The organism is Streptomyces angustmyceticus, from assembly GCF_040701845.1.
Taxonomy (GTDB): Bacteria; Actinomycetota; Actinomycetes; order Streptomycetales; family Streptomycetaceae; genus Streptomyces; species Streptomyces angustmyceticus_A.
Genome location: NZ_JBFBHQ010000019.1, coordinates 57,091 through 79,177, shown reverse-complemented (window position 1 = coordinate 79,177; position 22,087 = coordinate 57,091). Strand labels below are relative to the sequence as shown.

The window sequence follows — 22,087 nt, the reverse complement described above, 5'->3', positions numbered from 1 at the left end:
CTAGATCACAGAAATGTCTGCGGCAAAGAGGGCAACTGCTCGGTATTGCCCCGATTTACCCCGCGGAGGCGCGGTACGGGAGCGCATGTGCCACGTAATTTCCTGGCCGTCAGGCCTTATGCCGGTCATAAGATCCCAGGCATCCCGCACGCCTGAGCGCCACGCCCACGCGGCGGGTTCCCTCCTCTTTGACCAGGAAAAGGTCTCCAGTGAACCTTCGCCGTACCCTCGCGACCGCCGCCGTCGCCGCCGTGACCGCGCCCGCGGTCCTGCTCTCCGCGAGCGCTGCCTCCGCCGCCCCGAAGGCTCCGGCGCAGACGCAGCAGAAGCCGACCTACGCGGAACTGAAGAAGGCCGCCGACGACGCGAAGAAGGCGTACGAGGACGCGGTTGCCGCCGAGAAGGCCGGCCGCGAGAAGATCGACGCCACCATGACGGCCCTGGACAAGGACTCCCACCCGCTCAAGGCGGCCTTCCTCACCGCGGACAGGGCGGCCACGGCCGCCGCCGCCGACAAGACCGCCGCCGACAAGGCCGTCACGGACGCCAGGGCCGCCCTGGACGGGGCCGAGGACGAGGCCGGGAAGGCCAAGGCCCAGGAGGCGCTCGGCGTCGCTGAGGCCCGCGCCAAGACCGCCACCGAGGCCAAGGCGAACGCGGACGCCAAACGCAAGACGGCCCAGGACGCGTGGGACGACGCCCGGGTTGCGGCGTTGCGGGAGTGGAACAAGGTCCTGAACGCCTCGGCCGAGGCCCGCAAGGCCAAGGACGCGGCCGACCGCGCGCTCGCCGCTGCCGCCGACTGTGTACGCGTGCCGGGCCTGACCGTCCTCGCGAACCGTCTGCCCTCGAAGGCGGTCGCCGGGACCACGGTCGACTTCTCGTTCACGGTGGCCAACGCCACCGACCGCACGCTGGACGTGGACCCGCTGGTGTTCTTCCGCTTGAACTCCACGGACCAGGAGCAGCACTTCATGAAGGTGCGGTGGGCCGACGGCTCCGGCTGGCACGACCTGGACCCCAACAGCCCCTCCCACCTCGCCGGCCTCAAGGACATGAAGCCCGGCGCCCGCACCGAAGTGAAGATGCGGATGACGCTCGAAGCGGCGGCCCCGGCCATCGACGGCTTCGCCCTCTTCGCCGGAGACGCCTCCGACGCGTACAACCCGTGCGTGCACGGACCCATGAAGCGCTACGACTTCACGGTGCTGCCGGCCGGCAGCAAGCCCGGCACGGTCGACGCGGCGAAGCCGGGCAAGATCGAGGACAAGGACCGCCCGAAGCCGAAGCCGGCCGCGCAGGCCGATTCCTCCACCTCCGCCGGCTCCACCTCCGCCGCCCAGCCGGCGTCGGCCGTCACCGGCGGAAGCCTGGCCACCACCGGTGCGTCGCCCGCCGTGCCGCAGTTCGCCCTCGCCGGCGGCGGCGCCGTGCTGCTGGGCACCGGGGCGGTCTTCGCCGTGCGCCGTCAGCGTGGGGTCCGGGGCACCAACTGACCCCAGGCGCCGAAGCGGGCCCGCATCCGAGCGATGGATGCGGGCCCTTCCGTACGCGGTCCGAGTGGTGTGCCGCCGAAGCGCCCATGGGCTGCGCAGCACCCACAGGCTCCGCAGTTCGGTATTTTTCGCAGGTCAGATGGACGAGGGCGGCACCTGTGCGGAGGTGCCGCCCTCGCTTTCTCCGGACTCCCCCCTCGGGAGCTGCCGCCACCCCGGTCGGCGCGGGAAGGCGGCCTTCAGCGGGGCTGGCGAGCGACCGGGTGGTTGCCCATCACCCCCCACGGGATCGAGCAACCCGGTCCGTTCGCGCCGCCGCCGAATTGAGTACAAGCTTTCCTCTGACCTGCCCGGACGCGCGAGCACTTTCAAGTCTGGCCAAAAGGGCATGGTGACCGCACGTGTTGGCGTGCATACTCAGGCGTGCCGGGGGCCGACGGAGCAAACCAGGGGTGGGGTTCGGTGTTACGCGTCCATTTCAGTGGACTCGATCTGGCCCGCGTGCGCATTGCGGCACGCCCGGACGCACTGTGGGAGACCGTCTTAAGCTTTCACCGCCTGCGCGACCGCCGGGACGATTCGGCGTTCGGCAAATGGCGATCGGAAACGCGCGGAAGGTTGAATGGCGAAGCGCGTCTGCTGGCGCCGCTCGTGCCCACCCGCGGGTATTTTCCCGATTTCCTGACGCCCGCCGAAGGGCTCCTCGGCATGACCGACGCGCTCGCCGCGCTGCGCGAGACGCCCGCCGCCCGGCTGCACGAGGAACTCGCCCGGCTCTCCACGGCCACCCGCCCGTTCCCGTCGTGGATACGGGAGATGGCCGAGGGCGACACCCGTGCCCTCGGCCGGCTGGCCGGCATCCTCCAGCGCTACTACGAGGCGGCCGTCGCCCCGTACTGGCCGCGCGTCCAGAGCCGTATCGAGGCCGACCGGGCCGCCCGCGGCAGGGCGCTGCTCGACGGCGGCGCGGACCGGCTGCTGGCCTCGCTCCCGCCGATGATGCGCTGGCGCCCGCCCGTCCTGGAGGCCGACTATCCGGTGGACCGCGACCTCCACCTCGGCGGCCGGGGGCTGTTGCTGCTGCCGTCGTACTTCTGCCGCCGCACCCCGGTCACCTTCCACAACACGGATCTGACGCCGGTGCTGGTCTACCCCGTGGAACACCACACGCCGCGGCTGACCCCGCAGGTCCCGCCGGAACGTTCCCTCGGCCGGCTCGTCGGCCAGACCCGTTCCGCGATACTCCAGGGCGTCGGCGTCGGCTGCACCACCAGCGAACTCGCCCGCCGGGCCGATGTGTCGCTGGCCTCCGCCAGCCAGCACGCGACGGTGCTCCGCGACGCCGGCCTGCTGGTCACCCTGCGGCAGGGCAACGCGGTGCTGCACACCCTCACCCCGCTGGGTGCGGCCCTGCTGCGCGGCGCGCGCCCGGCGGAGGCGGCGGCGTACGAACGCCTGGGGTGAGCGGCGCCAAGGACGCCACCGGGCGCGCGGGACGCTTCGGGCCGCGCGCCGGGGGCGGCCTGGGCGCGGGGTTCGTCCTGCCCAGGGCGTACCGGGGCGTCCTGCCGTCCTGCGGGGGCGTCCTGCTGTGTTCCGGGGACGTCCCGCCGTCCTGCGGGGGCGTCCGGACGCCCTCCTGGGACGTCCCCGCGCCCGTCCGATACGTCCCGACGGGTGCCGGCCGCACGAGGTGGCCATCCGTCAGCAGGGCCGGTCGCCCGCGATGGCGACGCGTTCGGCGACCCGGCGGTGCGGCCCGTAGTCGTTCACCGCGTAGTGCTGGGTGGCGCGGTTGTCCCAGAACGCGAGGTCCCCCGCCCGCCAGCGCCACCGCACCTGAAACTCCGGCACCTGCGCCTGCTGGAACAACAGCCGCAGCAGCCGGTCGCTCTCCGCCTCCGCCAGGCCCACGATCCGCGTGGTGAAGGAGGCGTTGACGAACAGCATCCGCCGCCCGGTCTCCGGGTGCCGGCGCACCACCGGGTGCTCAACCGGAGGGAACTCCTCCTGAAATGGCGCCAGTTGAGCCGCGGAGTAGAAGCGCCCGAAACCCGGGAGATAGTCGTGCACCGCCCGCGCGTCATTGATCCGTGCCCGGATTTCCGGAGGCAAATTGTCGTATGCCGCCGCCATATCGGCCCACATCGTGTCCCCGCCCGCGGGCGGCACCTCCCGCAGTTGCAACACCGCGCCCAGCGCCGGCCGTTCCCGGAACGTGACATCCGTGTGCCATACGTTCTCGAACGTCGCGACCCCGCCGGCCGCCTTGTCGAACCGCACCACATCCTTCGAATCACCGCGCGCCAGCAACGGGTTGCTCTCCAGCTCACCCCAATTACGGGCGAATTCGCGCTGTGCCGCGGAGCTCAGATGCTGCGCACGGAAGAACAGCACCTTCCACTCCAGGAGCGCCCGGTTCAGCTCCGCGCGCAGCCCGTCGGACAGCGGGCGGGACAGGTCCAGGCCCCGGATCTCGGCCCCGATGGTGGCGGCCTGTGGCACGACCTCGAAGCGCTCGTACGGCCGGTCCTCCCAGTCCTCGGGAGTCCGGCGCAGGATGCGGTGACCTTCGTACAGGCCGTCGGCGGGGATGCGGTGGGGGCGCAGGGCGGGGGCCGGGGGAGCCGCGGAATGGGCGAGCGTCGTCAACTGGTCCTCCTGAACGGGAGAAGGGGCGGCGGGAGGGGGAGCGCGCGCCGGCGGCCGTGCTCCTGACGAGCGGGAGCGGAGCGGGAGGTGGCGCGCGGGGAGGGCGGGAGCGTCGTGCGGCCGCGGTGGCCCCGGCGTAGGCGGCTGGGGCCGTGGAACCAGCGGCCGCCGGACGTCGGCGCGGGAAGCCGTCAGGCCGTACAGAGACAGCGGGCCGGGGGAGACCCCACCCGGCCGCGGCGGCGCAGGAAGCTCAGGCCGCGGGGCGCGCACTCGCCGCGGGGGCCGCGCTCGCGCGGTGCCACCTCACGGACGGTCGGGTGCGTGCTCATGCCACGCACCGTACCTCCTCGGGCGGGTGTGCTCAATCCGTCGGTGCCCCTCCGTCAGTCGTCGATCCCACTGCGCTCCACCCCCGCGACGATGTACCGCTGGAGCAGCAGGAAGACCACCACCAGCGGGACGATCGAGACCCCCGCGGCCACGAACAGCTCGTGCAGATTGAGGTTCTGCGCGGTGGTGAACGTCGACAGCGCCACCTGTACCGTCCAGGCCTCCTGGTCCTGCCCGATCACCAGCGGCCACAGGAACGCGTTCCAGGCGCCGATGAAGACGATGGTGCCGACGGCCGCGAAGACCGGCCGGGCGTTGGGCACCACGATGCGCCAGTACGTCCGCCAGTAGCCGAGCCCGTCCACCCGCGCCGCGTCCTCCAGTTCCTTCGGGAAGCCCAGGAAGTACTGCCGGAAGACGAAGCAGGCGAACGCGCTGAACAGCGTCGGGATGACCAGTCCGCGCAGCGTGGAGATCCAGCCGAGCGACGACACCAGGACGAAGCTCGGCACGAACGTCACGGCCGCCGGGACCATCAGCGTCCCCAGGATCGCGTAGAAGACCACATTGGCCCGCCGGAAGGGGATGCGGGCCAGGCCGTACCCCGCCAGCGACGCCGGCAGGACCGTACCGAGGGTCGTCGAGACCGCGATCAGCGTGGAGTTGAGCAGCGCCCGCCCCAGGGGGAGGTTCGGGTCCCGGAAGACCTCGGTCAGGTTCGACCACTGCAGGGTGTGCGGGAAGAGCGTCCAGCCGGGGGCCGTGATGTCCCGCTCGGTCGCCAGCCCGTTCCGCACCAGGAGGTAGAACGGGATGAGGAACAGCAGCGCGAGGACGATCAGCGAGGCGAGCCGCAGTGCGCGTCCGGCCCTGGTCAGCGCGTCGTGCATCGGTGCTCACTCCTCCTTGCGGCCGAGGCCGAACCAGCGGGCCTGCACCACCGTCGCCACCGCGATGATCAGTGCCAGGATCACCGCACCCGCGCTGCCCAGCCCGAGGTTCTGGTCCCGTCCGAGTGCCGTGTAGTACAGGTAGACCAACGGGGGCCGGGCGTAGGGCGGGTAGCCGCGCGCATCGCTCAGCAGGTTGTAGAACTCGTCGAACGCCTGGAACGCGTTGATCACCAACAGCAGCACCACCGCGACGGACGTGGCACGCAGCTGCGGCAGGGTGATGTGCCGGAGGACCTGCCAGCCCGGCCGTGCCCCGTCCACCGCCGCCGCCTCGTACAACTGCGGCGAGATCCGCTGCAGCCCGGCCAGGAAAAGGATCATGTAGAACCCGGCCTGCAGCCACAGCCGTACGGTCACGATGACCAGCCAGTACCAGGGCGGATCGGTCGTCGACAGCCAGGCGGTCTGGTCCGTGCCGAACCACCCCAGCACGGTGTTGGCCAGCCCGAACCGCACCCCGTTGAAGATCGACAGCTTCCAGATCACCGCCGCGACCACATACGAGCAGGCCGTCGGCAGGAAGAACACCGACCGGAAGAACGCCCGGGCGAACCGCAGCCGGTTCACCATCAGCGCCAGCGCGAGCGACAGCACATAGGTGGCCGGCACGATGAACGCCGTGAACAGCACAAAGGTGCCCAGGCTGCCGAGGAAGGCCGCATCGCCCAGCATCGCGCCGTAGTTGCCGAGCCCGACGAAGTCCGAGCCGGCCGGGCTCACGGTGTTGTGCGCGTCGAAGAAGCTCAGGTAGACGCTCCACGCCAGCGGCACGTACGTGAACAGACCCAGCCCGATCGCGAACGGCCCGACGAAGAGCCAGAACCAGAGGTTCCGCCGCTGCGGGCCGAGCAGCCGGGCGCCGAACGACCGGGGCTCGGCACCCGGCGCCGCCGCGGCACGCGGGGCCGGTACGTCTGTGACCGCCTCTTCGGTCCCGCCCGCCGTCACTGCTTCTTGACCCGCTGGAGCTCGGCGCCGACCTTGCGCACCACGGCCTTGAGCTCGCTCTCCGGGTTGGCGCCGCCCTTGATGATCCGGCTCAGCGCGTCCTGATAGGCGGTACGGCTCCCGGTCGTCCACAACAGCGGCTCGGCATAGCCGTGCTCGTTCGAGAACCGGACCGCATCCGCCGCCGGCCCGCTCCGCAGCTGCCGTGCCTTCTTCGCCAGGGAGATCCGGGCCGGGATGTGGAACCCGTACGACAGCGCAAAGTCCTGCTGGAAGTCGCCGCGGTCCACCCACAGCCACTTGGCGAACGCCTTGGCCTCCTGCTTGCGCCGGCTCCGCGCGCTGACCGCGGCGGCATAGGCCCCCACCGGAACGGAAGGCTTCCCTCCGCTCCCGTCCCCCGGGAACGGCAGCACCCCGAAATCGTCCCCCAGCGCCTTCTTGATCTGCGGCAGCGCCCACAGCCCCGACCACTGCATCGCGGTCAGGCCCTGGATGAAGGCGGCCGGATCCGACCAGTCCGTGGGCGCACCGAGCAGCAGCGACTTGTCCGCGTACAGCTGTCGGATCTTGCCGAGCGCCCGGGCCGCCGCCGGATCGTCGAACCCGACCGTGCCCTCCGGAGTGATCAGGCTCAGCCCGGCGGCGAACAAGGGCGTCCCGCCGAGCACTCCGGCCCCGCCGTCATTGCCCAGGAACAGCCCCTTGGCCTGCTTGTCGCTGAGCTTCTTCGCCCCGTCCACCAACTCGTCGAGCGTCCGCGGCGGCCGCACCCCGGCCTTCTTCAGCAGACTCTTGCGGTAATACAGCACCTGCATGTCGACGACCTGCGGAATGCCCCAGATCTTGTCCTGCCAGATCTTCGGCGCCAGCACCGCCTGGTGGAAGTCGTCCTTGACCGGCTCGACCTCGGCGGTCAGATCGACGACCTGCCCGCCCCGGATCTGTTCCAGCAGCGGCCCGTTGACCTCGAAGACATCCGGCCCCGAGTCGGTGAGCAGGGCGGCCGCCGTCTGCCGGTCGTAGTCGCCCGGCCGCCACTGCACCGCGACGTCCGCCTTCCGGTACGCGGCGGCGTACCGCTTCACGGCCCGCTCGACCCCCGGCTCCCCGTACTGGTGGTACCACTGACTGATCCCCGGCCCCGAACCACCGCCGCCCCGCCCGGTGTTGGACCCACACGCCGTCGCCAGCCCCGCGGCCAGGACCGCTCCACCACCGGCCGCCAACAGCCGCCGCCTGCCGATCTCCGCCATGGCACGTCGCCCCCTGCGCTCGTAACCTCCCGGTGACCGTCGATCACCGACGGTGCGACCGTCCACTCTGCCGCACGACTGTGCAGCGCGCATGGCATCTGGACGAAAGGGCGCGCGGGGGAGGCGGGCCGTCGGCGGGTGCTCACAGGCACACGGGGCAGGGGGCGGCAGCCGTCCGTCCCGCCGTGAAGCGGCAGTCGTCGCCGTGGATCGGCAGCCGTCGCCGCGCTTCAGCGGTGGCTCGTCCTCGTCCCCGCCGGGTCGGCCGGCAGGACAATGCGAGCATGAACCGCGTACATCGCACGGATCGGATGGATCGTAGGGACCGCACGGACCGGACGGATGGCACGGACCGGATGGATCGTAGGGACCAAATGGACGGCACGGACCGAGTGGAACCGGACCGCATGGAACCGCTTCGCGGAGCCTCGGTCGTCCTCCGGCCGACAGCGGACGCCGATGTCGAGAGACTCGACCGCATCGTCCGGGAGCCGGAGGTCGCGGCCTGGTGGTCGGTGCCGGACGACTACGGGGACATGCTCGCCGTCGTCGTTGACGGCGAGGTCATCGGGGCGATCCAGTTCGACGAGGAGACCGACCCGGAATTCCGTCACGCAAGCATCGACATCTTCCTGACGGCACACCGGCACGGCCAGGGCCTCGGCACCGACGCCGTACGCACCCTGGCCCGCTGGCTGATCCGCGAGCGTGGCCACCACCGCCTGACCATCGACCCGGCCGCCACCAACACCGCCGCCATCCGCAGCTACCGCAAGGTCGGCTTCAAGCCCGTGGGCATCATGCGCGCGTACGGCCGCGACTACCGGACGGGCGGCTGGGCGGACGGGCTGCTGATGGATCTGCTGGCGGATGAGGTGACGTGAGGGGGCGGCGGGGTGCCCTATCCCTTGGGCCAAGGGAAACGGGGGTGCGCCGGTCGGTGAGCCGGGCAGCATGGCGGGGTGCGACTTGATGTGTTCTGCGGCCTTCTTCAGGAGATCGGGCGTCGGCTGGGCAAGCCGGTGCTGATGGACCCGGAAGGCGACTGCGGCCATCCGGTGCTCGGCTTCGATGTCGAGGCCGATCGAGTCGTGCTCCTCACCGAGCCGCTGGTCAGGTGACTGAGGCCGGGCGGCTGGGGTTCGTGGAGGGTACCGTCGCGAGGCATCGCGAACAGAACGCCGGCCCTGCGTCTGGCGAGGCGGAGCAGGGCTTCGCGGCCGTGGGGTCATCGGCGCAGCGCACGTTGAGCATCTGGACCGCAGCGGCCAGTGCGCTGGTGAGCCATGCCGGATCTCCTGAAGCTCCCTCAATCTTCCGCTGGAGCTTCGGGCTCAGCATCTCGACGAGGATGCTGATGTTCCGCGTGGGGAAGTCATGCCGGGAGATCTTGGTCATGTGCGGCCTCGCGAGTGCGGAGAGCGATCAGGAGGCGAATGATCTGTCCTCCGTGAGGTTGCCGTCCTTGTCCCACCGCCGGCGCCGCTCACGCCTGCCCTGGAGACTGAAAACGGAATGCTCGGCCAACTGGCCGTTCGGGTGCCATCTGCGCCAATCACCGACGGCGATACCCCACCTGGCCCGGCCTTCCTTCTGCTTCGACCCATCGGGGTACCACTTGATCTGCGGCCCGGACGGCACTCCCGCTACGTAGGAGACAAGGGCACTCATCCGGCCCTCGGCATCCCGGTGGACGACTTCGCCGGTGAAGGGCTCTTCTTCGTAGTGGACGCGCATGTCGTCGTCGCGGTAGGAGTCTTCGTAGTCGATGCGCATGGCCATTCCGTCAAGCAGAATCTGTGTGTGGGGGCGCCGCTTCCACTACGCAGTTACACGCCGACCCAGCCGAGTTCGAGCGGGCCGGCCCTCGGCTGAGAGCAAACCTACCGGTGAAATCGTTCCCTTTGCTTCGTCGTGAGCCGGGTATGACTCGTCCACCCTGGTGATAGAGGCGCAGGTCGTCGCCGGTGTCGGTGTCGTCTTTCTTCGATGCGCCATGCCGCTCCAGCGAGGGAGCCAGCCTGGGCACGGGTCCCGCTAGGTGTTGGCCTGACGCTGCTTGCGGTACAGCTCGATGGCCGCTTCGGTGGGGAAGTTGGGCACGGTGACGGTCTCGCCGGTGTCCTTGGCCACGATGATCTTCGACCCGCCGGGCTGGGCCGGCTGAGGTCGGCCGGATGCGTCCGGGACGCGGGGGAAGGTGGCGTAGACGAGGTAGCCGATGTCGAATTCGTGCACGTGCATCGGGGCGGGCGAACCGTCGGGCAGCTTGGGCTCGGCATAGCGGCTGCGGACGATGGCAAGCGCCTCCTCGGGAGTGGAAGGCGGTGCGGGGGTATTTTGAGTCACAGAATTGTCGCTCTCATTGTCTGGCAACAGGGGAATCGGGGTCCGGGGGCTTTGTGGCTGCCCTGCGGACTGAAGGGGCTCACGCCTTGGATTCCCTGTGGTGTTGGAACGGCCCGGATGGCTCACTCTCGGCCGGGGTATCCGGAGTGATTCACTCCATTTCCCAGCCGTTCCCCAAAAGGAATTCCACTCCCTTCTCTACTGCGGGCCTACCCGGGCCGCCGGGTGCCCAGATGGACCAGTAGGTGGAGAAGTCGAATACGATTTCGCCTGGATTTCTGTGGAGTCGATACTCGAACGGTGCATGGACGACAGATGCCCCTATCGGCCCGGAAACCCAGTTCGCGTCGCCGTGGCGTTCCACGGGATACACGACAATCCCTTTTGCGACCTCAAGCTGGATCGCTTGCGGGTCCTTCGTGGGGTAATCGTCGGGCAGGCGCGCCATGGTTGCGTTGAATTGCAGCTCTTGCCAGCCGATGGAACGCCCGCTGGTGTCGCTTGGGGAGGGGGTGAGGTAGTCGTCGAGGAAGTCGACCGCAGCGTTCATGCTGACCTCGTCGGTAGTGACCACCTGTTCGTTCTGCAGACGTGGTTCCGCGGATACCCGATCAGGGAGGGGGAACCGGCGCAGCATCCCGAACTCGCGCGAGGGTACCGGGGAATCGACCGGCAGGTCGAATTCATCCTCCCAGTAGGCCGTCGAAATCTCCATGGAGAGCGGAATGCATAGCTCGTTCGACATGTCAAAGGCCGCGGCAAGTGCCTCCCTGGCCAGACGAGGGTGCTCCAGGGGCAAGTCCTCCACGTCTTTCACCAGGCGGATCGATGACCCTGGGAAATCAAGCAATCTGGCGTCTGTCATCGAATTCGCTCCCACGAAGTGCCGTTGTGAATGTATTCCGCGAGTACGCCTATATCCGGGTCCGAGCAAATGATGCGGTCCAGCTTACTGGCATCAGGTGTCTTGTTCAAATTTTCGATGATGTCATCGAACAGGTTCCTTTCGTTGATCAGTGTCCCATCCGGCCTGCTGAGTCTGACGCTCCCGTCGGCGCTCCTCTGGGTGGTCAGGCCCTTCTTGGACTTTTCCTCGGCCTTCACCTTGAGGTAAATGCTGACATCGCGCGGACGGGGAAGCGGGAAGCCGTGCGCTTCTCGCTTGTTGATCTTATCGAATCCGTGAGCGACGGCGTTTCTGATGTCGCTCGGCTTCTCGATTTCCCTTTCCACGGTAGTCACCTCTACGCGGCGAATTATCGGGCCGTTGGGTTCGGAAAGGCCGAGGTCGAATTCGGCAAGTGCCTCGTTGGAAGGTGATACGGGCGCGTTCAGCTCCAAAGCCGTGTGCAGGACGTGTTCTGGGTTCTCCTCGAGGAGTCTCCTTGCTTCGCGCATTTCGTTGAGTGTTTGATCGAACTCGGTGTTTGCCTTTTTCTGGTGGAACTCCAGCCAGGCGTCCAGGTCGAGGATTCTCGAAGCTGTAGGACCGAGTATGTCCTCGGCCTGACTGCGGCGCTCGGCAATGCTCGATCGTTCTTCGGAGGATTCTTCCGGGGCGCCACCTGGTTCCTCGGGTGCCTTGTGTTCATCCCCGTCGGGGTGCGGCGGGTGCGAGGCATGCTGTTCGGCGGAGCGATCTGCTGCGGAGGTGACGGAATCGGCCTCGGGGGTCCGGGGCGAGTGGCCGGCGTGCGGTCCTGTGGCTCCGTGCTGCTGATGCGGCCCTGAAGCGGTGGACTGGTCGTTGGACGGGGCCGGGGCCGGGGCGGTCTTGCCGTAGAGCAGCGGGTTGTGATCGTTGCGGAGCGTCTCGGCAAGGTGCTGCGAGATCTTCGCGCTGCCGTTCTTGGGGGCGTTGTCGGGGTTGCTCGGGGAGGAGAGGGGCTCTTGCTGACCAGTGGGTGAGGGCTCGGGCTTTGGTACGGCCTGGTGGGGGTGGAGGGGCTGGCGGTTGGCGTCGAGGGGGATGTGCCAGACGTGCTCTGCGTTGGCGATGTGGATGGGGTCGTGGCTGACCTGTCCGGTCTGGGTGTCGATCCAGATGATTTTGCCGTGGTGGTTGACGGCGTTGAAGGCATGGCCGCCGCCGTCGTCGGGCCAGTCGACCTGGACGATCGCCGCCGCTCCGTGGCCGGCCTGCTGGAGGTCGTGGGCGATACGGGCAGGGGTGTTGGGGTCGTTGCCCGGGCCGGCGTAGGTGTGCCTGGCGCCGCTCCAGCGGATCTGGTTCTCGTTCGCGTCGTTCTCGGGAGACCAGGTGTCCGGGTTTCCGTTTGCGTCGGTGTCGGGCGTGCGGGGAGCCGAGACCTGCGGGTTGCCGTACCAGGTCTCCAGGAAGGAGCGGGAACAGTCGGCGCAGTTGTTGCTGCGTCCGGGGACGGTGTTGCCGCCGTCGTTCTGGAGCTGGCCCCAGGGGTCGAAGGGGTTGGCGAAACGCTGTGGTGTGCCGTCGGGGTTGCGCGGGTGCGCGTTCTCCAGCAGTTGTTGGTCGTGCGGGTGGGGCGGGAGAAGACCGCCGGTGTCCTGATGGAGGTCGTTGCGGATCGCGCCCAGGCTGTGGGGGTTCTCCGCATCGTTCTGCGGAGTTGCCGTGCCTTCCTCGCCGGCGGACGGCTTGTCCTGGGCGGGCGGTTCCTGGGACGGCTGCTGGTGGTGGGGCTGCTGCTGGTGCGGTTGAGCGTTGGGGCTCTGCTGCTGCTGCTGCTGTTGTTGTTGCTGTAGGTGGTGGGGTTGTTGCTGGTGTGGTGCTTGTTGGTTTTGGGGCGCCTGCTGCTGTGGCGACTGTTGCTGCGTCTTGGGGGCCTGCTGCTGCGAGTGAGGCTGCGGCTGCGCGTAGGGCGACTGCTGCTGGGGGCTCGGCTGCTGCGGGCTGGGTTGCTGGGTGTGCGGAGCCTGCTGTGGGTGCGGCTGAGGGGCGTACGGGCTCTGCTGCTGGTACGGCTGGGCGTACGGGCTGGGCTGTTGCTGTTGTGGCGTCTGTTGCTGCGGCAGCTGGGAGTGGGGGGCCTGCTGCTGGTGCTGGGCGTACGGGTTCGGCTGGGAGTGCTGCTGGGTGTAGGGCTGCTGCTGCGGGGGCGCGTAGGGGCTCGGCTGCTGCGGATACGGCCCGGGCTGCGACTGGTGCGGAGCAGGCTGCGGCGACTGCGCGTACGGCTGTTGCTGTTGCTGTTGCGGTGGTTGCTGAGCGTAGGGGTTCTGCTGCGGGTGGGGCGACTGCTGCTGCGGACCCGGCTGCTGGGAGTACGGAGCCTGCTGCTGGTGGGGCTGCTGGGCGTACGGGTGCTGCTGTTGGTGCGGGCTGGGCTGCTGCTGCGCGTGGGGAGCCTGCTGCTGGTGCGGCTGTTGCGCGTAGGGGTTGGGCTGCTGGACGTGCGGTGCCGGCTGCTGTTGGTACGGGTTGTGCTGCTGCTGTTGGTGTTGCTGCGGGCCCGGCTGCTGGGGGTGCGGAGCCTGCTGCTGGTGGGGTTGCTGATACGGCCCCGGCTGCTGCTGTGCGTACGGAGCCTGCTGGTGCGGTTGGGCGTACGGGCTGGGCTGGTGAGGCTGCGGCTGCTGAGTGTGGGGGCTCGGTTGCGGCTGCTGGGCGTATGGGTGCGGCTGCTGTGGAGCCTGCGACTGCTGCTGTGCGTAGGCCTGGTGCTGGTTCTGCTGGTTCTGCTGGTGCTGTTGTGCTTGCTGGTTGGCGTGAGCTTGGGCTTGGGCTTGGGCCTGCTGGGTCTGAGCCTGCTGTGCCTGGGCCTGCTGTGCCTGTGCCTGTTGCTGAGCCTGAGCCTGGGCCTGCTGGGCCTGGGCCTGCTGAGCCTGTGCCTGATGCTGCTGGTTCTGGGGGTGGTTTTGCGTGGTGTGTTGCTGCGGGGTCTGGTTCTGGGCCGTGGCGGGGTCGAAGGGCTTGCGGTTGGCGTCCAGGACCAGGTGCCAGACGTTCTTGGCCTGGGTGTTGATGGGCTGTTCGCTGACCTTGCCGGACTGGCTGTCGACCCAGACGACGCGGCCGTTGTGGTTGACGGCGTTGAAGACGTGTGCGCCGCCGGGGTCGCCGTTGGGCTTGTCGGGCCAGGTGACCAGGACCGCTGCCGCGGCACCGGGGCCGGCCTTGCGGAGCTCGTCGGCTATTCGGGCGTAGCCGTCCTGGGAGTTCGGGCCGGAGTTGCGGAACGTGGTGCCCGCGTAGTCCTGGATGTTGGCGGTGCCGTTCCGTTCGCCGGACTGGCGGTCGATGCCGCCCTTGCCGTCCGGGTCGTAGGTGCGGGGCGAGGACACCTGCGGGTTGCCGTACCAGGACTCCATGAAGGAGCGGGTGCAGTCGGCGCAGTTGTTGGAACGGCCGAGGACGCCGATGCCGCCGTCGTTCTGGAGCTGCGCCCAGGGCTGGAACGGGTCGTTGAACGGACGCGGCGTGCCGTCGGGGTTCCGGGGGAAGCTCGCTTCCAGCGCCTGTTGGTCGTGCGGGAACGGTGAATAGAGGCCGCTCGGCTGGATGTTGAGCCCGATCCGTACGTCGGTGTGACTCCGGAGGTTCGGGGGCTGCGGGACCGGCGCCTCGTGCTGAGGCTGGTGGTCCGGCATGGGCTGGGTGTGGTCGGGGTGCTGGCCCTGTTGGTGCGGTGCGGGCTGCTGGTGGGGAGCCGGGTGCTGCTGCTGGACATGCTGCGGCTGCGGCTGTAGTTGGTGTTGCGGCTGGTGGTGCTGGGGCGTCTGCTGCTGGGGGTGCTGCTGTGGGGGTGTGTGGCTCTGCAGCGTGGGCTGGTGCGGGTTCTGCTGGTGGTGCTGTGGGTTTTGCTGATGTTGCGGCTGCGGCTGCGGCTGCGACTGGTGTTGGGGCTGTTGCTGCGGCTGCGGCTGCGGCTGGTGCTGCTGCGGGTGCGGTTGTGGTTGCGGGAAGTTGGGGGTCGGAGCGCCGGGGGTTGCCGCATCCGGGTGTGGCGGGGCCTGGTGGGGGGTGCTCGCCTGAGGTTGGTCCGCGCGGGTGGGGTCCGTTTGGTGCGCGGTGTCCGGGTGTGTGGTGGTGGCGCCGCTCGGGTTGGCGGGGGCCGGCGGGCGGGTGTCGTCCTGGTGGGGGGAGTCCGGCCGGTCGCTGTCGGAGCCGTCGGGCCGGGAATTGTCGCGGGGAGCCGGCCCGTCGAGGCGGGGGTTGTGCGGAGGGCGCTCGGGGGTGGGCTGCTGCGTGTGGTCCTGGACGACCTGTGAGCCGTCGGGGCGGCGGTTGTCGCCGGGAGGTGTGGCCGGGGCGTCGCGGCGGGGGCCGTCCAGGCGGGGGTTGTAGGGCCGGGAGGTCTCTTCCCGGCGGGGGCCGTCGAGCCGGGGGTTGTAGGCGGGGCGGTCCGGGGCGGGCTGCTGGGTGACGTCGCGGATTGCCTGGGAACCGTCGGGTCGGCGGTTGGTCGGGCGGGTGGACGTGGCGCCGTTGCCGGTGGGCGGGGTGCCGCCGCGGGGTGTGGTGGTGCCGGGGCCGCCCTGGGGCGGCACGGCGCCCATCATCATCGGGCCGTTGGCCTGGGGGCTGTTGGGCTGGGACTGTTGGGGGCCGGGCGTGGGGGACGGGCCGGCGTCCGGGGCGTGCTGGGTGGGGGGAGGGAGGGTTGCGGTGTCCGCGGACTGGGTGGTGACGGTGGTGTCGTCGGGGTCGTCCACGGTCGGCATGGGGTCGCCCGGCGCCGGGTCGCGCTGCTGGACGGGCTGGCCGGTCGACGGGGTGTGCTGTACGGGGGCGCCCTGGGGCGGGGCGCCGACGTGCGGCATCGAGGGACGGCCGCCACCGGTGCCGGAGTTGTCACCGGAGTGGGCGCCGTTCCCGTTGGCGTTGCCGGTTCCGTCCGGGGCGTTGTGGGGGCTGTCGCCGTAGGAGGGCGGGTTGCCGGCTACGGGGTCCGGGGCCTGTGAGGGGGCCGGGGACGGCTGGGTGGCGTCGGGGTGTGCGGGGCCGCCCGACGGGGGTGCGTCCGGGTGCGATGGCGCGGCGTGCTGGGGGGACTGGTCGGGTGCGGGGGCGGGGCGGGCACCGTCCGGGGTGTTGTCGTGGGCCGGTTGGGTGCTGATCGCGTCCGCGTCGGGGCGTGCTGCCTCGGGGGTGTGGTCGGGCGTCGGGTGGGTGCTGACGCCGTCCGCGTCCGGGCGCGCGAAGTCGGGGGTGTTGTCCCGGGCGGGCTGGGTGCTGACGGGGTCCCCGTCCGGGCGGGCCGCGTCGGGGGTGTGGTCGGGCGCTGGTGGGGTGCTGACCGCGTCGGGGTCGGGGCGGGCCGCGTCCGGGGTGGTGTCGGGGGTGGGGTGGGTGCTCGGGGCGTCCGCGTCGGGGCGGGACGTGTCCGCGGTGGAACCCGACTCCGGGGTGTGCCCGCCGTCGGGGGTGTGTCCGGCGTCCGGGGTGTGGGAGCCGTCGTACGGGCTGTCGTTGCCGTTACCGCCCTGGAAGCCCTCGTCGAAGGGGGAGCGCTGCTCCGGGGGCGGCAGGGGCTGCGCGTCGGGGACGTGGTGGGCGGGGTCGGAGCCGTGGGAGGGGTTGTCGGAGGAGGACGGGTTGGTGCCGGCGCCACCGTTGTCCGGTCCGCTCCCCGTGCCCGTGCCCGCGTTGTCCGAGGCGCGGGGGCTGTGGGTGGTGGAGCCGCCGCCGTCCGAGCCGCCGCGGTTGCCGGTGCCACTGCCGGTGCCGCTGGAGTCGTTGGAGGTGGTGGAGGCACCGCCGCTGTCGGAGCCGCCGTCCGACGTGCTTCCGGAGCCGCTGTCGGAGCCCGATCCGCTGGACGTGTTGCTTCCGGAATCCCCGGAGGACCCGGACCCGGATCCGGAACTGTCGCCGGAGCCCGACCCGCCGCTGTCCCCGCTGCCGCTGCGCGAGCCACTGCCGGAGCCGCTGTCCGAGCTGCTGGAGCCGCTGCTGTCGTCTCCGCCGCCGTCGCCGTGTTCGCCGCCGCGCCCCGCCGCGTGGTCCAGCCCGCCGCGGGCGCGGTGGCCCGCGCGGTGGCCGGCGCCGTCGCGGAGGCTCTCGCCGAGGGATTCTCCGGTGTTCTTGATCGCGTCGGTGGCGGCGCTCTGGCCCTCCTTGAGGGTCCGGCCGACGTTGTAGCCGTTCTGGGCGCCGAAGTTCTGGTTGACGGTCTGGGCGATCAGGTCGGAGGCCATGGCCTCCAGCGCGGAGATCACCGGTTCCTTGGCGGCCTCCAGGATGGCGTCCAGAACCTGTTTGGCGACTTCCTTGAGGATCTTGCGGACCATTTCACGGGTCGCCAGGGTCGCGGCCGCGCCGCCGATTTCGGACAACCCGAGGGTGAAGGGGGCCGCGGCCTGCGCCGCGATGATTTCGGCGGCGAGGATCGCCAATTGGACGATGACGGCGACCTTCATGCCGATGACCAGCGCGGCGGCGGCCTCGAAGGTGAAGGCGAGGACCTCGGCCGCCTCCGCGGCATCGTTCAGATAGCCCGACCCGTCGGCGAACTTGTCCCAGGCCTTGCTGAAGCCCTCGATGGCGTCGCCGGAGTTCTCCCCGAGCACATTGCCCGCATAGGTGTTGCCGCGGGACTGGTGTCCCTGGACCTCTGCCGCGAAGGTCCGCCAGACCTGGGCGCATTCGATGAGTTTGTCTTCATCTGCGGTCGGCCAGTTGAAGCCGAGCATCTCCAGGACCCACTCAAGTGGATCCGGCAGCATGACGGACACGATGGAGCTCCCCCGTGAAAAACGTGCATTCAGGCGTGTGACGGATGCGGGGCCCGTCGGAAGGCCACCGCGTCAGAGTGTTCGCAGCCAGTAGGTGGAATCAGTGCTGTGCAGGTCTCCACGCCGTGCGGACGACGGCATTGTCCTGGGCCGTCGGGTCCTGCCACGCCTGCTCGTTCTTGACGTGCTGCTTCATCAGCGAGTCGTTGAAGTCCTCGTTCTCCGCATGGTTCCTGGACATCGACGTCAGCGCCTTGCCGATCTCCTGGAGTTTCGAGGAGAGGTGGCCCATCGACTCGTACATGCCGTCCCGCACGCCCTCGTAGACGACGCCGAACTTCTCGCCCAGGTCGTCGTCCCCCCACGGCGGGGCGCCGTCCTTGCTGTCGAACGTCGTCAGGCCGCTCATGAACTGCTGGCCGAACGACTTCTCCGGCGGCGCCTGCTCGTTACCGTTGCTGGGCGGGCCGGCCCCCAGCGCGTGCAGGCCGTCCATCAGCCGCGCCACCGAGGAGTAGAAGTCCTCGCCGAGCTTGACGAAGTTCGTTCCCTCGGCCTTGAGGCTCTCCACATCGGTCTGGAATCCGCCAGCTCCGGCCACGATGTCCCCCGTGTTGGTAGTGGCTGTCGAATGATATTTCAGGCCAAAGTTTAGCTTCCCGTGTTGACGGCCCACCAGGTGCAGGAGGGGGGTCCGTCCCTCTCCGCAGGCCCAGGCGCTTCGACCGGGAAGGTCTCAGGAGGCCCTCCGGTTGCGTATCTGGTGGTAGAGCTCCACCGCGCTCTCCGGGGGGAAGTTGGGGACGGACGTCACCTCGCCGTCGATCTTGGAGATGACGACGTTGCTGCCCCCGGGCTCCGCGGGCGGGGCGGTGGGGTCCTCGGGGCGCGGCCAGCTCGCGTGGACCAGGTAGCCGATGTCGAATTCATGGACGAAAAGGGCGGACGGGCCGCTGGGCGAGCCGACCTCGGGGAAGTGCTGCCGGCCGATCGCCAGCGCCTCGGCCTCGTTCGTCGGCAGGGGCTCCGGGCCGAGTCGCGGGCGGAACGGAGGTGGCGTGGGAGGCAGGCCGGGAGTGCCGGCCGGCCGCTCGGATTCGGTCATGGTGCTGTCTCCTCGGCGCTGGTTCTTGTGGGCGGGGGTCAACCTAACTCACGCTGCGGTGGCTCGATCGGTTCGCGTCCGGGCTTGCCGGCCGGCGGGCGGCGGCCGCATCGAGGGCCGAGCGGGGCCGTTGCCGCGGGCGCAGGCCGTCCAGCCTTGTGCCGTCGGCCGCGGTGCCCGTATGCGCTGCCTGCCCTCCCGTACGCCGGTCCTCCCCTGCACCGGCCCTGCCCTCCCGTACGCCGGTCCTCCCCTGCACCGGCCCTGCCCTCCCGCACGCCCGCCCTCATCCGAACAGCACCCGCGCCAGCCAGAATTCCAGCAGCTCCGCGTCGCCGGTGATCTCGAAGGTGGTGTGGTCGGCGGGGGTGCGGCCGTAGATGAGGAGCAGGAGGTCGGTCAGGGGGGCGCGGACGGACACGGCGGCCGGTTCCTGGGCGCGGCGCCAGGCGAGGGCGTCACCGGTGAGGTCGACGAGCCAGTCGGCGCCGGCTTCCGGTGGGGTGTCCGTGGCGTGGAAGTGGAGGGTGCGGCCGGGGCCGAGGAGCTCGCGCCGGTCCGGGTGGAAGTCGAACATCTCGGGCAGGGAGCCGAGTTCCATCCACTCGTCGAGGGTGTCCAGGGCGAGGGACTGGTCGACGGTGAAGTCGCTGCCGAGGGCGAGTGTCACGTCGGCCCGGTGCATGACCGTCTCGTGGGCCATGCGGCGGGCGAAGAAGCGCGGGGAGCCGGAGGGGAGCGGGGTCCAGATCCGGGCGTCGGGGCCCGCGGTGCGGAGCGTGTCCGCGAGGCGTCGGGCGCCTTCGGTGAGCCAGGCGGCGACCTCGGCGGGGGACTGGTGGGTGTCACGGGGGAGGACGCGGAGGGCATTGTCGGGCGGGGGTTCGGTCGCCCGGGTCCGGACGAGGTCCTCGACCCAGCGATGGGCCTCGCCCAGATGCCGGAGCAGCTGGGCGAGGTTCCAGTCGGGGCAGGAGGGGACGGTGGTCGTCAGGTCGGCGTCCCGTTCCGTGAGGCAGGACGCCAGCAGGACGGCCTGGTCGACGAGGGCGGCGCAGTGGCCGTCGTAATCCATGGCGGGCTTTGCGGAGTTCATGTCCTCACGGTAGGACGCACCACTGACAACGGAGCGTCACCACGAGCGGTTCCGTGTCACGGGCGGTGAGCAGTTCCGCCGCACGGACCGTTCCGCGTCACGGACCGTTCCGCGTCGCGAGCCACTCCTCTCACGCCCCGGCGCGGCCGCATGCCCGGCTCCGCCTCACGAGCGGTCGCTCCGTTCCAGGCGGAACCGCAGCCGGCAGATGACGGCGTCCGTGTCCCGGCGTACCGCGCGGGCGACGACCGCGCCGCGCCGGTTCTGCAGCAGGCGCTGCCAGCGGTGGGCGGGTTCGGCCTCCGGGATCAGGACGGTGATGCGGGTGGTGGGGCGGCGCGTCGTCAGGTCGCTGACGCAGGCGGCGATGGGGCGGCCGAGGGAGCGGGTGGCGGAGGGCAGTTCGAGGAGTGCCACGCCGGGGTTCCACAGTTCCCAGTCGCGGCGCAGCGCCTCGGCCGCCGGGCGGTCCTCGGGGGCGTCGTGGGTGACGGTCACGGCCACCACCTCGTCGCCCAGCGACACCGCCGCGTTCAGGGCCTCGCAGGTCAGCCGGGACAAATGCGAGACGGGCACGACGACGAGGGAGGGAGCGCGGTGCGGGGTTTCGGGGATGCGGCCCAGGCCGAGGCGCTCGCCGATGCGGGCGTAGGCGCGGTGCACGGCTTCGAAGGCGAGGACCAGCAGCGGCAGGGTGATGACGAGGAGCCAGGCGCCCTCGGTGAATTTGGTGGCGGTGACGACGAGCGCCGAGACGCCCGTGAGCAGCGCGCCGAAACCGTTCAGCAGGGCCTTGCCGCGCCACCGCGGGGACCGGTCGAGGCGCCAGTGCCGGACCATGCCGATCTGGCAGAGCGTGAAGCCGACGAACACTCCGATGGCGAACAGCGGGACGAGGGTGTTGACGTCGCCGCCGGAGACGACCAGCAGGGCCGCGGCGACGGCGGCGAGGGCCAGCACGCCGTGGCGGTGGACCTCGCGGTCCGCCTTGAGGCCGAAGACGTGCGGCAGGTAGTGGTCCCGGGCGAGCAGGCCCATCAGGACGGGCAGCCCGCCGAAGGAGGTGTTCGCCGCCAGCGCCAGGAGGACCATGGTGGCGAACTGGACCACGTAGAAGGCCGCGTTGTGGCCGAGGGAGGCGTCCGCGAGCTGGGCGAGGACGGTGACGCCCTCGACCGGCTGGAGGTGGAAGCGGCCGATCAGTACGGACAGCCCGATCAGCATCACGCCGAGCAGGGCGCCGAGCGCGACCTCGGTGCGCTGGGCGCGCCTGGCCGCCGGAGCCCGGAAGGACGGCACCGCGTTGGCCACCGCCTCGACTCCCGTCAGCGCCGAGCAGCCGGACGCGAACGCCTTGAGCAGGAGCAGGGCGCCGACGGCGGTGGCGTTCTGGGCGAGGGCGGAGGGGTGCCCGTCGGCGGTGACGGTGGAGGCGGGGGCGTCGCGGAAGAGACCGGCGACGATCATCGTCCCAACGGCCGCGACGAAGACGGCGGTGGGGAGGAGGAAGGCCTTCGCCGAGTCGACGATGCCGCGCAGGTTGATGCCGGTGATCAGCAGCAGCACCGCCAGGCAGATCGCCGTCCGGTCGTCGTAGAGCGCGGGGAACGCCGAGGTCAGGGCCGCGACCCCGGCCGTCACGGAGACCGCGACATTGAGGACGTAGTCCAGGAGGAGGGAGGCGGCGGCCACCAGGGCGGGCCGGCGGCCGAGGTGCGTCTTGGCCACCGCGTACGAGCCGCCGCCGTGGGGATAGGCGGCGATCACCTGGCGGTACGAGGCGACCAGGACGGCCAGCAGCGCGGCGATGGCGAGCGTGACGGGGAGGGTGAAGCCGAGGCCGTAGGCGCCCGCCGCGGCCAGGACCAGCACGATCGACTCGGGGCCGTAGGCGACGGACGCCATGGCGTCGAGCGAGAGGGCGGCCAGGCCCTGGAGGGCGGTGAGGCGATGTCGGTCGCCGGCGGCGGGGGCGGATGCCGGGGCGGGCGGCACGGCGGATACGGGGGCGGTTGCGGAGTCGGGGGCGTGCGCAGGGGCATGGGCGGTGGCCTCCCCCGGGGCGTGGGCCGGCCGCCGGCCTGAGCCGTTGCCGGCGCCGTACGGCGGGGTGGCGTCGGCGCCGTACCGCCGGGTGGTGACGCCGCCGCTGGTGCCGTCCGGCGGTTCCTCGGGCCGGCCATCGGGCTGGGAAACCATCGACATCTGTCGTCGTACCTCCGTGCAACACCGTGCGGGACCAG

The 22,087-nt window shown here is 70.5% G+C and carries 17 protein-coding genes; 4 read left to right on the top strand and 13 right to left on the bottom strand.

Annotated features, from left to right (window positions below):
• The first annotated feature begins 209 nt into the window (after positions 1-209).
• Positions 210-1,496 (top strand): hypothetical protein, encoded by a 1,287-nt coding sequence (locus tag AB0411_RS28440; RefSeq protein ID WP_366420132.1) that lies wholly within the window; start codon positions 210-212, stop codon positions 1,494-1,496.
• Positions 1,497-2,114: 618 nt separating this feature from the next.
• A complete protein-coding gene (locus AB0411_RS28435; RefSeq protein ID WP_366420131.1) occupies positions 2,115-2,960 on the top strand; it encodes an ArsR/SmtB family transcription factor in 846 nt (281 codons plus the stop codon).
• A gap of 240 nt (positions 2,961-3,200) precedes the next feature.
• On the opposite strand, the gene AB0411_RS28430 is transcribed toward AB0411_RS28435, so the two are convergent.
• From AB0411_RS28430 to AB0411_RS28410, 5 genes are all read right to left on the bottom strand, one after another.
• On the bottom strand, positions 3,201-4,148 hold the full coding sequence (locus AB0411_RS28430) for a TauD/TfdA dioxygenase family protein (protein WP_366420130.1): 948 nt from the start codon (positions 4,146-4,148) through the stop codon (positions 3,201-3,203).
• 191 nt (positions 4,149-4,339) lie between these two features.
• A complete protein-coding gene (locus tag AB0411_RS28425; RefSeq protein ID WP_366420129.1) occupies positions 4,340-4,480 on the bottom strand; it encodes a hypothetical protein in 141 nt (46 codons plus the stop codon).
• A gap of 54 nt (positions 4,481-4,534) precedes the next feature.
• Entirely contained in the window at positions 4,535-5,371 is an 837-nt protein-coding gene (locus AB0411_RS28420) for a carbohydrate ABC transporter permease (RefSeq protein ID WP_366420128.1), read from the bottom strand.
• Positions 5,372-5,377: 6 nt separating this feature from the next.
• Entirely contained in the window at positions 5,378-6,382 is a 1,005-nt protein-coding gene (locus tag AB0411_RS28415) for a carbohydrate ABC transporter permease (protein ID WP_437043668.1), read from the bottom strand.
• Complete coding sequence (locus tag AB0411_RS28410) at positions 6,379-7,638, bottom strand: ABC transporter substrate-binding protein (RefSeq protein ID WP_366420127.1); 1,260 nt, start codon at positions 7,636-7,638, stop codon at positions 6,379-6,381. The genes AB0411_RS28415 and AB0411_RS28410 overlap by 4 nt, the downstream gene beginning before the upstream one ends.
• 407 nt (positions 7,639-8,045) lie before the next feature.
• Between AB0411_RS28410 and aac(6') the strand changes: the two genes are divergently transcribed.
• Complete coding sequence (gene aac(6'), locus AB0411_RS28405) at positions 8,046-8,522, top strand: aminoglycoside 6'-N-acetyltransferase (RefSeq protein WP_366420126.1); 477 nt, start codon at positions 8,046-8,048, stop codon at positions 8,520-8,522.
• Positions 8,523-8,600: 78 nt separating this feature from the next.
• A complete protein-coding gene (locus AB0411_RS28400) occupies positions 8,601-8,759 on the top strand; it encodes a hypothetical protein (RefSeq protein ID WP_366420175.1) in 159 nt (52 codons plus the stop codon).
• 304 nt (positions 8,760-9,063) lie between these two features.
• On the opposite strand, the gene AB0411_RS28395 is transcribed toward AB0411_RS28400, so the two are convergent.
• The 8 genes from AB0411_RS28395 to AB0411_RS28360 all read right to left on the bottom strand — a co-directional run bounded on the left by AB0411_RS28395 (position 9,064) and on the right by AB0411_RS28360 (position 22,049).
• A complete protein-coding gene (locus AB0411_RS28395; RefSeq protein WP_366420125.1) occupies positions 9,064-9,420 on the bottom strand; it encodes a toxin-antitoxin system YwqK family antitoxin in 357 nt (118 codons plus the stop codon).
• A gap of 255 nt (positions 9,421-9,675) precedes the next feature.
• Positions 9,676-9,987: a hypothetical protein gene (locus AB0411_RS28390; protein ID WP_366420124.1), complete on the bottom strand. Its 312-nt coding sequence runs from the start codon at positions 9,985-9,987 to the stop codon at positions 9,676-9,678.
• Between the two features lie 151 nt (positions 9,988-10,138).
• Entirely contained in the window at positions 10,139-10,852 is a 714-nt protein-coding gene (locus AB0411_RS28385; protein ID WP_366420123.1) for a hypothetical protein, read from the bottom strand.
• Positions 10,849-17,634: a toxin glutamine deamidase domain-containing protein gene (locus AB0411_RS28380; protein ID WP_366420171.1), complete on the bottom strand. Its 6,786-nt coding sequence runs from the start codon at positions 17,632-17,634 to the stop codon at positions 10,849-10,851. Before AB0411_RS28380 ends, AB0411_RS28385 begins: the two co-directional genes overlap by 4 nt.
• Before the next feature lie 109 nt (positions 17,635-17,743).
• Entirely contained in the window at positions 17,744-18,214 is a 471-nt protein-coding gene (locus AB0411_RS28375) for a hypothetical protein (RefSeq protein WP_366420170.1), read from the bottom strand.
• 165 nt (positions 18,215-18,379) lie between these two features.
• Positions 18,380-18,748, bottom strand: coding sequence for a hypothetical protein (locus tag AB0411_RS28370; RefSeq protein ID WP_366420122.1), 369 nt, complete (start codon positions 18,746-18,748; stop codon positions 18,380-18,382).
• Positions 18,749-19,034: 286 nt separating this feature from the next.
• Positions 19,035-19,844 (bottom strand): maleylpyruvate isomerase family mycothiol-dependent enzyme, encoded by an 810-nt coding sequence (locus tag AB0411_RS28365; protein WP_366420121.1) that lies wholly within the window; start codon positions 19,842-19,844, stop codon positions 19,035-19,037.
• Between the two features lie 165 nt (positions 19,845-20,009).
• On the bottom strand, positions 20,010-22,049 hold the full coding sequence (locus AB0411_RS28360) for an APC family permease (protein WP_366420120.1): 2,040 nt from the start codon (positions 22,047-22,049) through the stop codon (positions 20,010-20,012).
• Positions 22,050-22,087 lie beyond the last annotated feature (38 nt).

What these genes read in the sequence shown, in the direction of transcription:
- AB0411_RS28425 (WP_366420129.1), bottom strand. Translation starts at nt 4,480, where the DNA reads ATGAGCACGCACCCGACCGTCCGTGAGGTGGCACCGCGCGAGCGCGGC.
- AB0411_RS28420 (WP_366420128.1), bottom strand. Translation starts at nt 5,371, where the DNA reads ATGCACGACGCGCTGACCAGGGCCGGACGCGCACTGCGGCTCGCCTCG.
- AB0411_RS28410 (WP_366420127.1), bottom strand. Translation starts at nt 7,638, where the DNA reads ATGGCGGAGATCGGCAGGCGGCGGCTGTTGGCGGCCGGTGGTGGAGCG.
- AB0411_RS28395 (WP_366420125.1), bottom strand. Translation starts at nt 9,420, where the DNA reads ATGGCCATGCGCATCGACTACGAAGACTCCTACCGCGACGACGACATG.
- AB0411_RS28385 (WP_366420123.1), bottom strand. Translation starts at nt 10,852, where the DNA reads ATGACAGACGCCAGATTGCTTGATTTCCCAGGGTCATCGATCCGCCTG.
- AB0411_RS28380 (WP_366420171.1), bottom strand. Translation starts at nt 17,634, where the DNA reads ATGCTGCCGGATCCACTTGAGTGGGTCCTGGAGATGCTCGGCTTCAAC.
- AB0411_RS28370 (WP_366420122.1), bottom strand. Translation starts at nt 18,748, where the DNA reads ATGACCGAATCCGAGCGGCCGGCCGGCACTCCCGGCCTGCCTCCCACG.
- AB0411_RS28365 (WP_366420121.1), bottom strand. Translation starts at nt 19,844, where the DNA reads ATGAACTCCGCAAAGCCCGCCATGGATTACGACGGCCACTGCGCCGCC.
- AB0411_RS28360 (WP_366420120.1), bottom strand. Translation starts at nt 22,049, where the DNA reads ATGTCGATGGTTTCCCAGCCCGATGGCCGGCCCGAGGAACCGCCGGAC.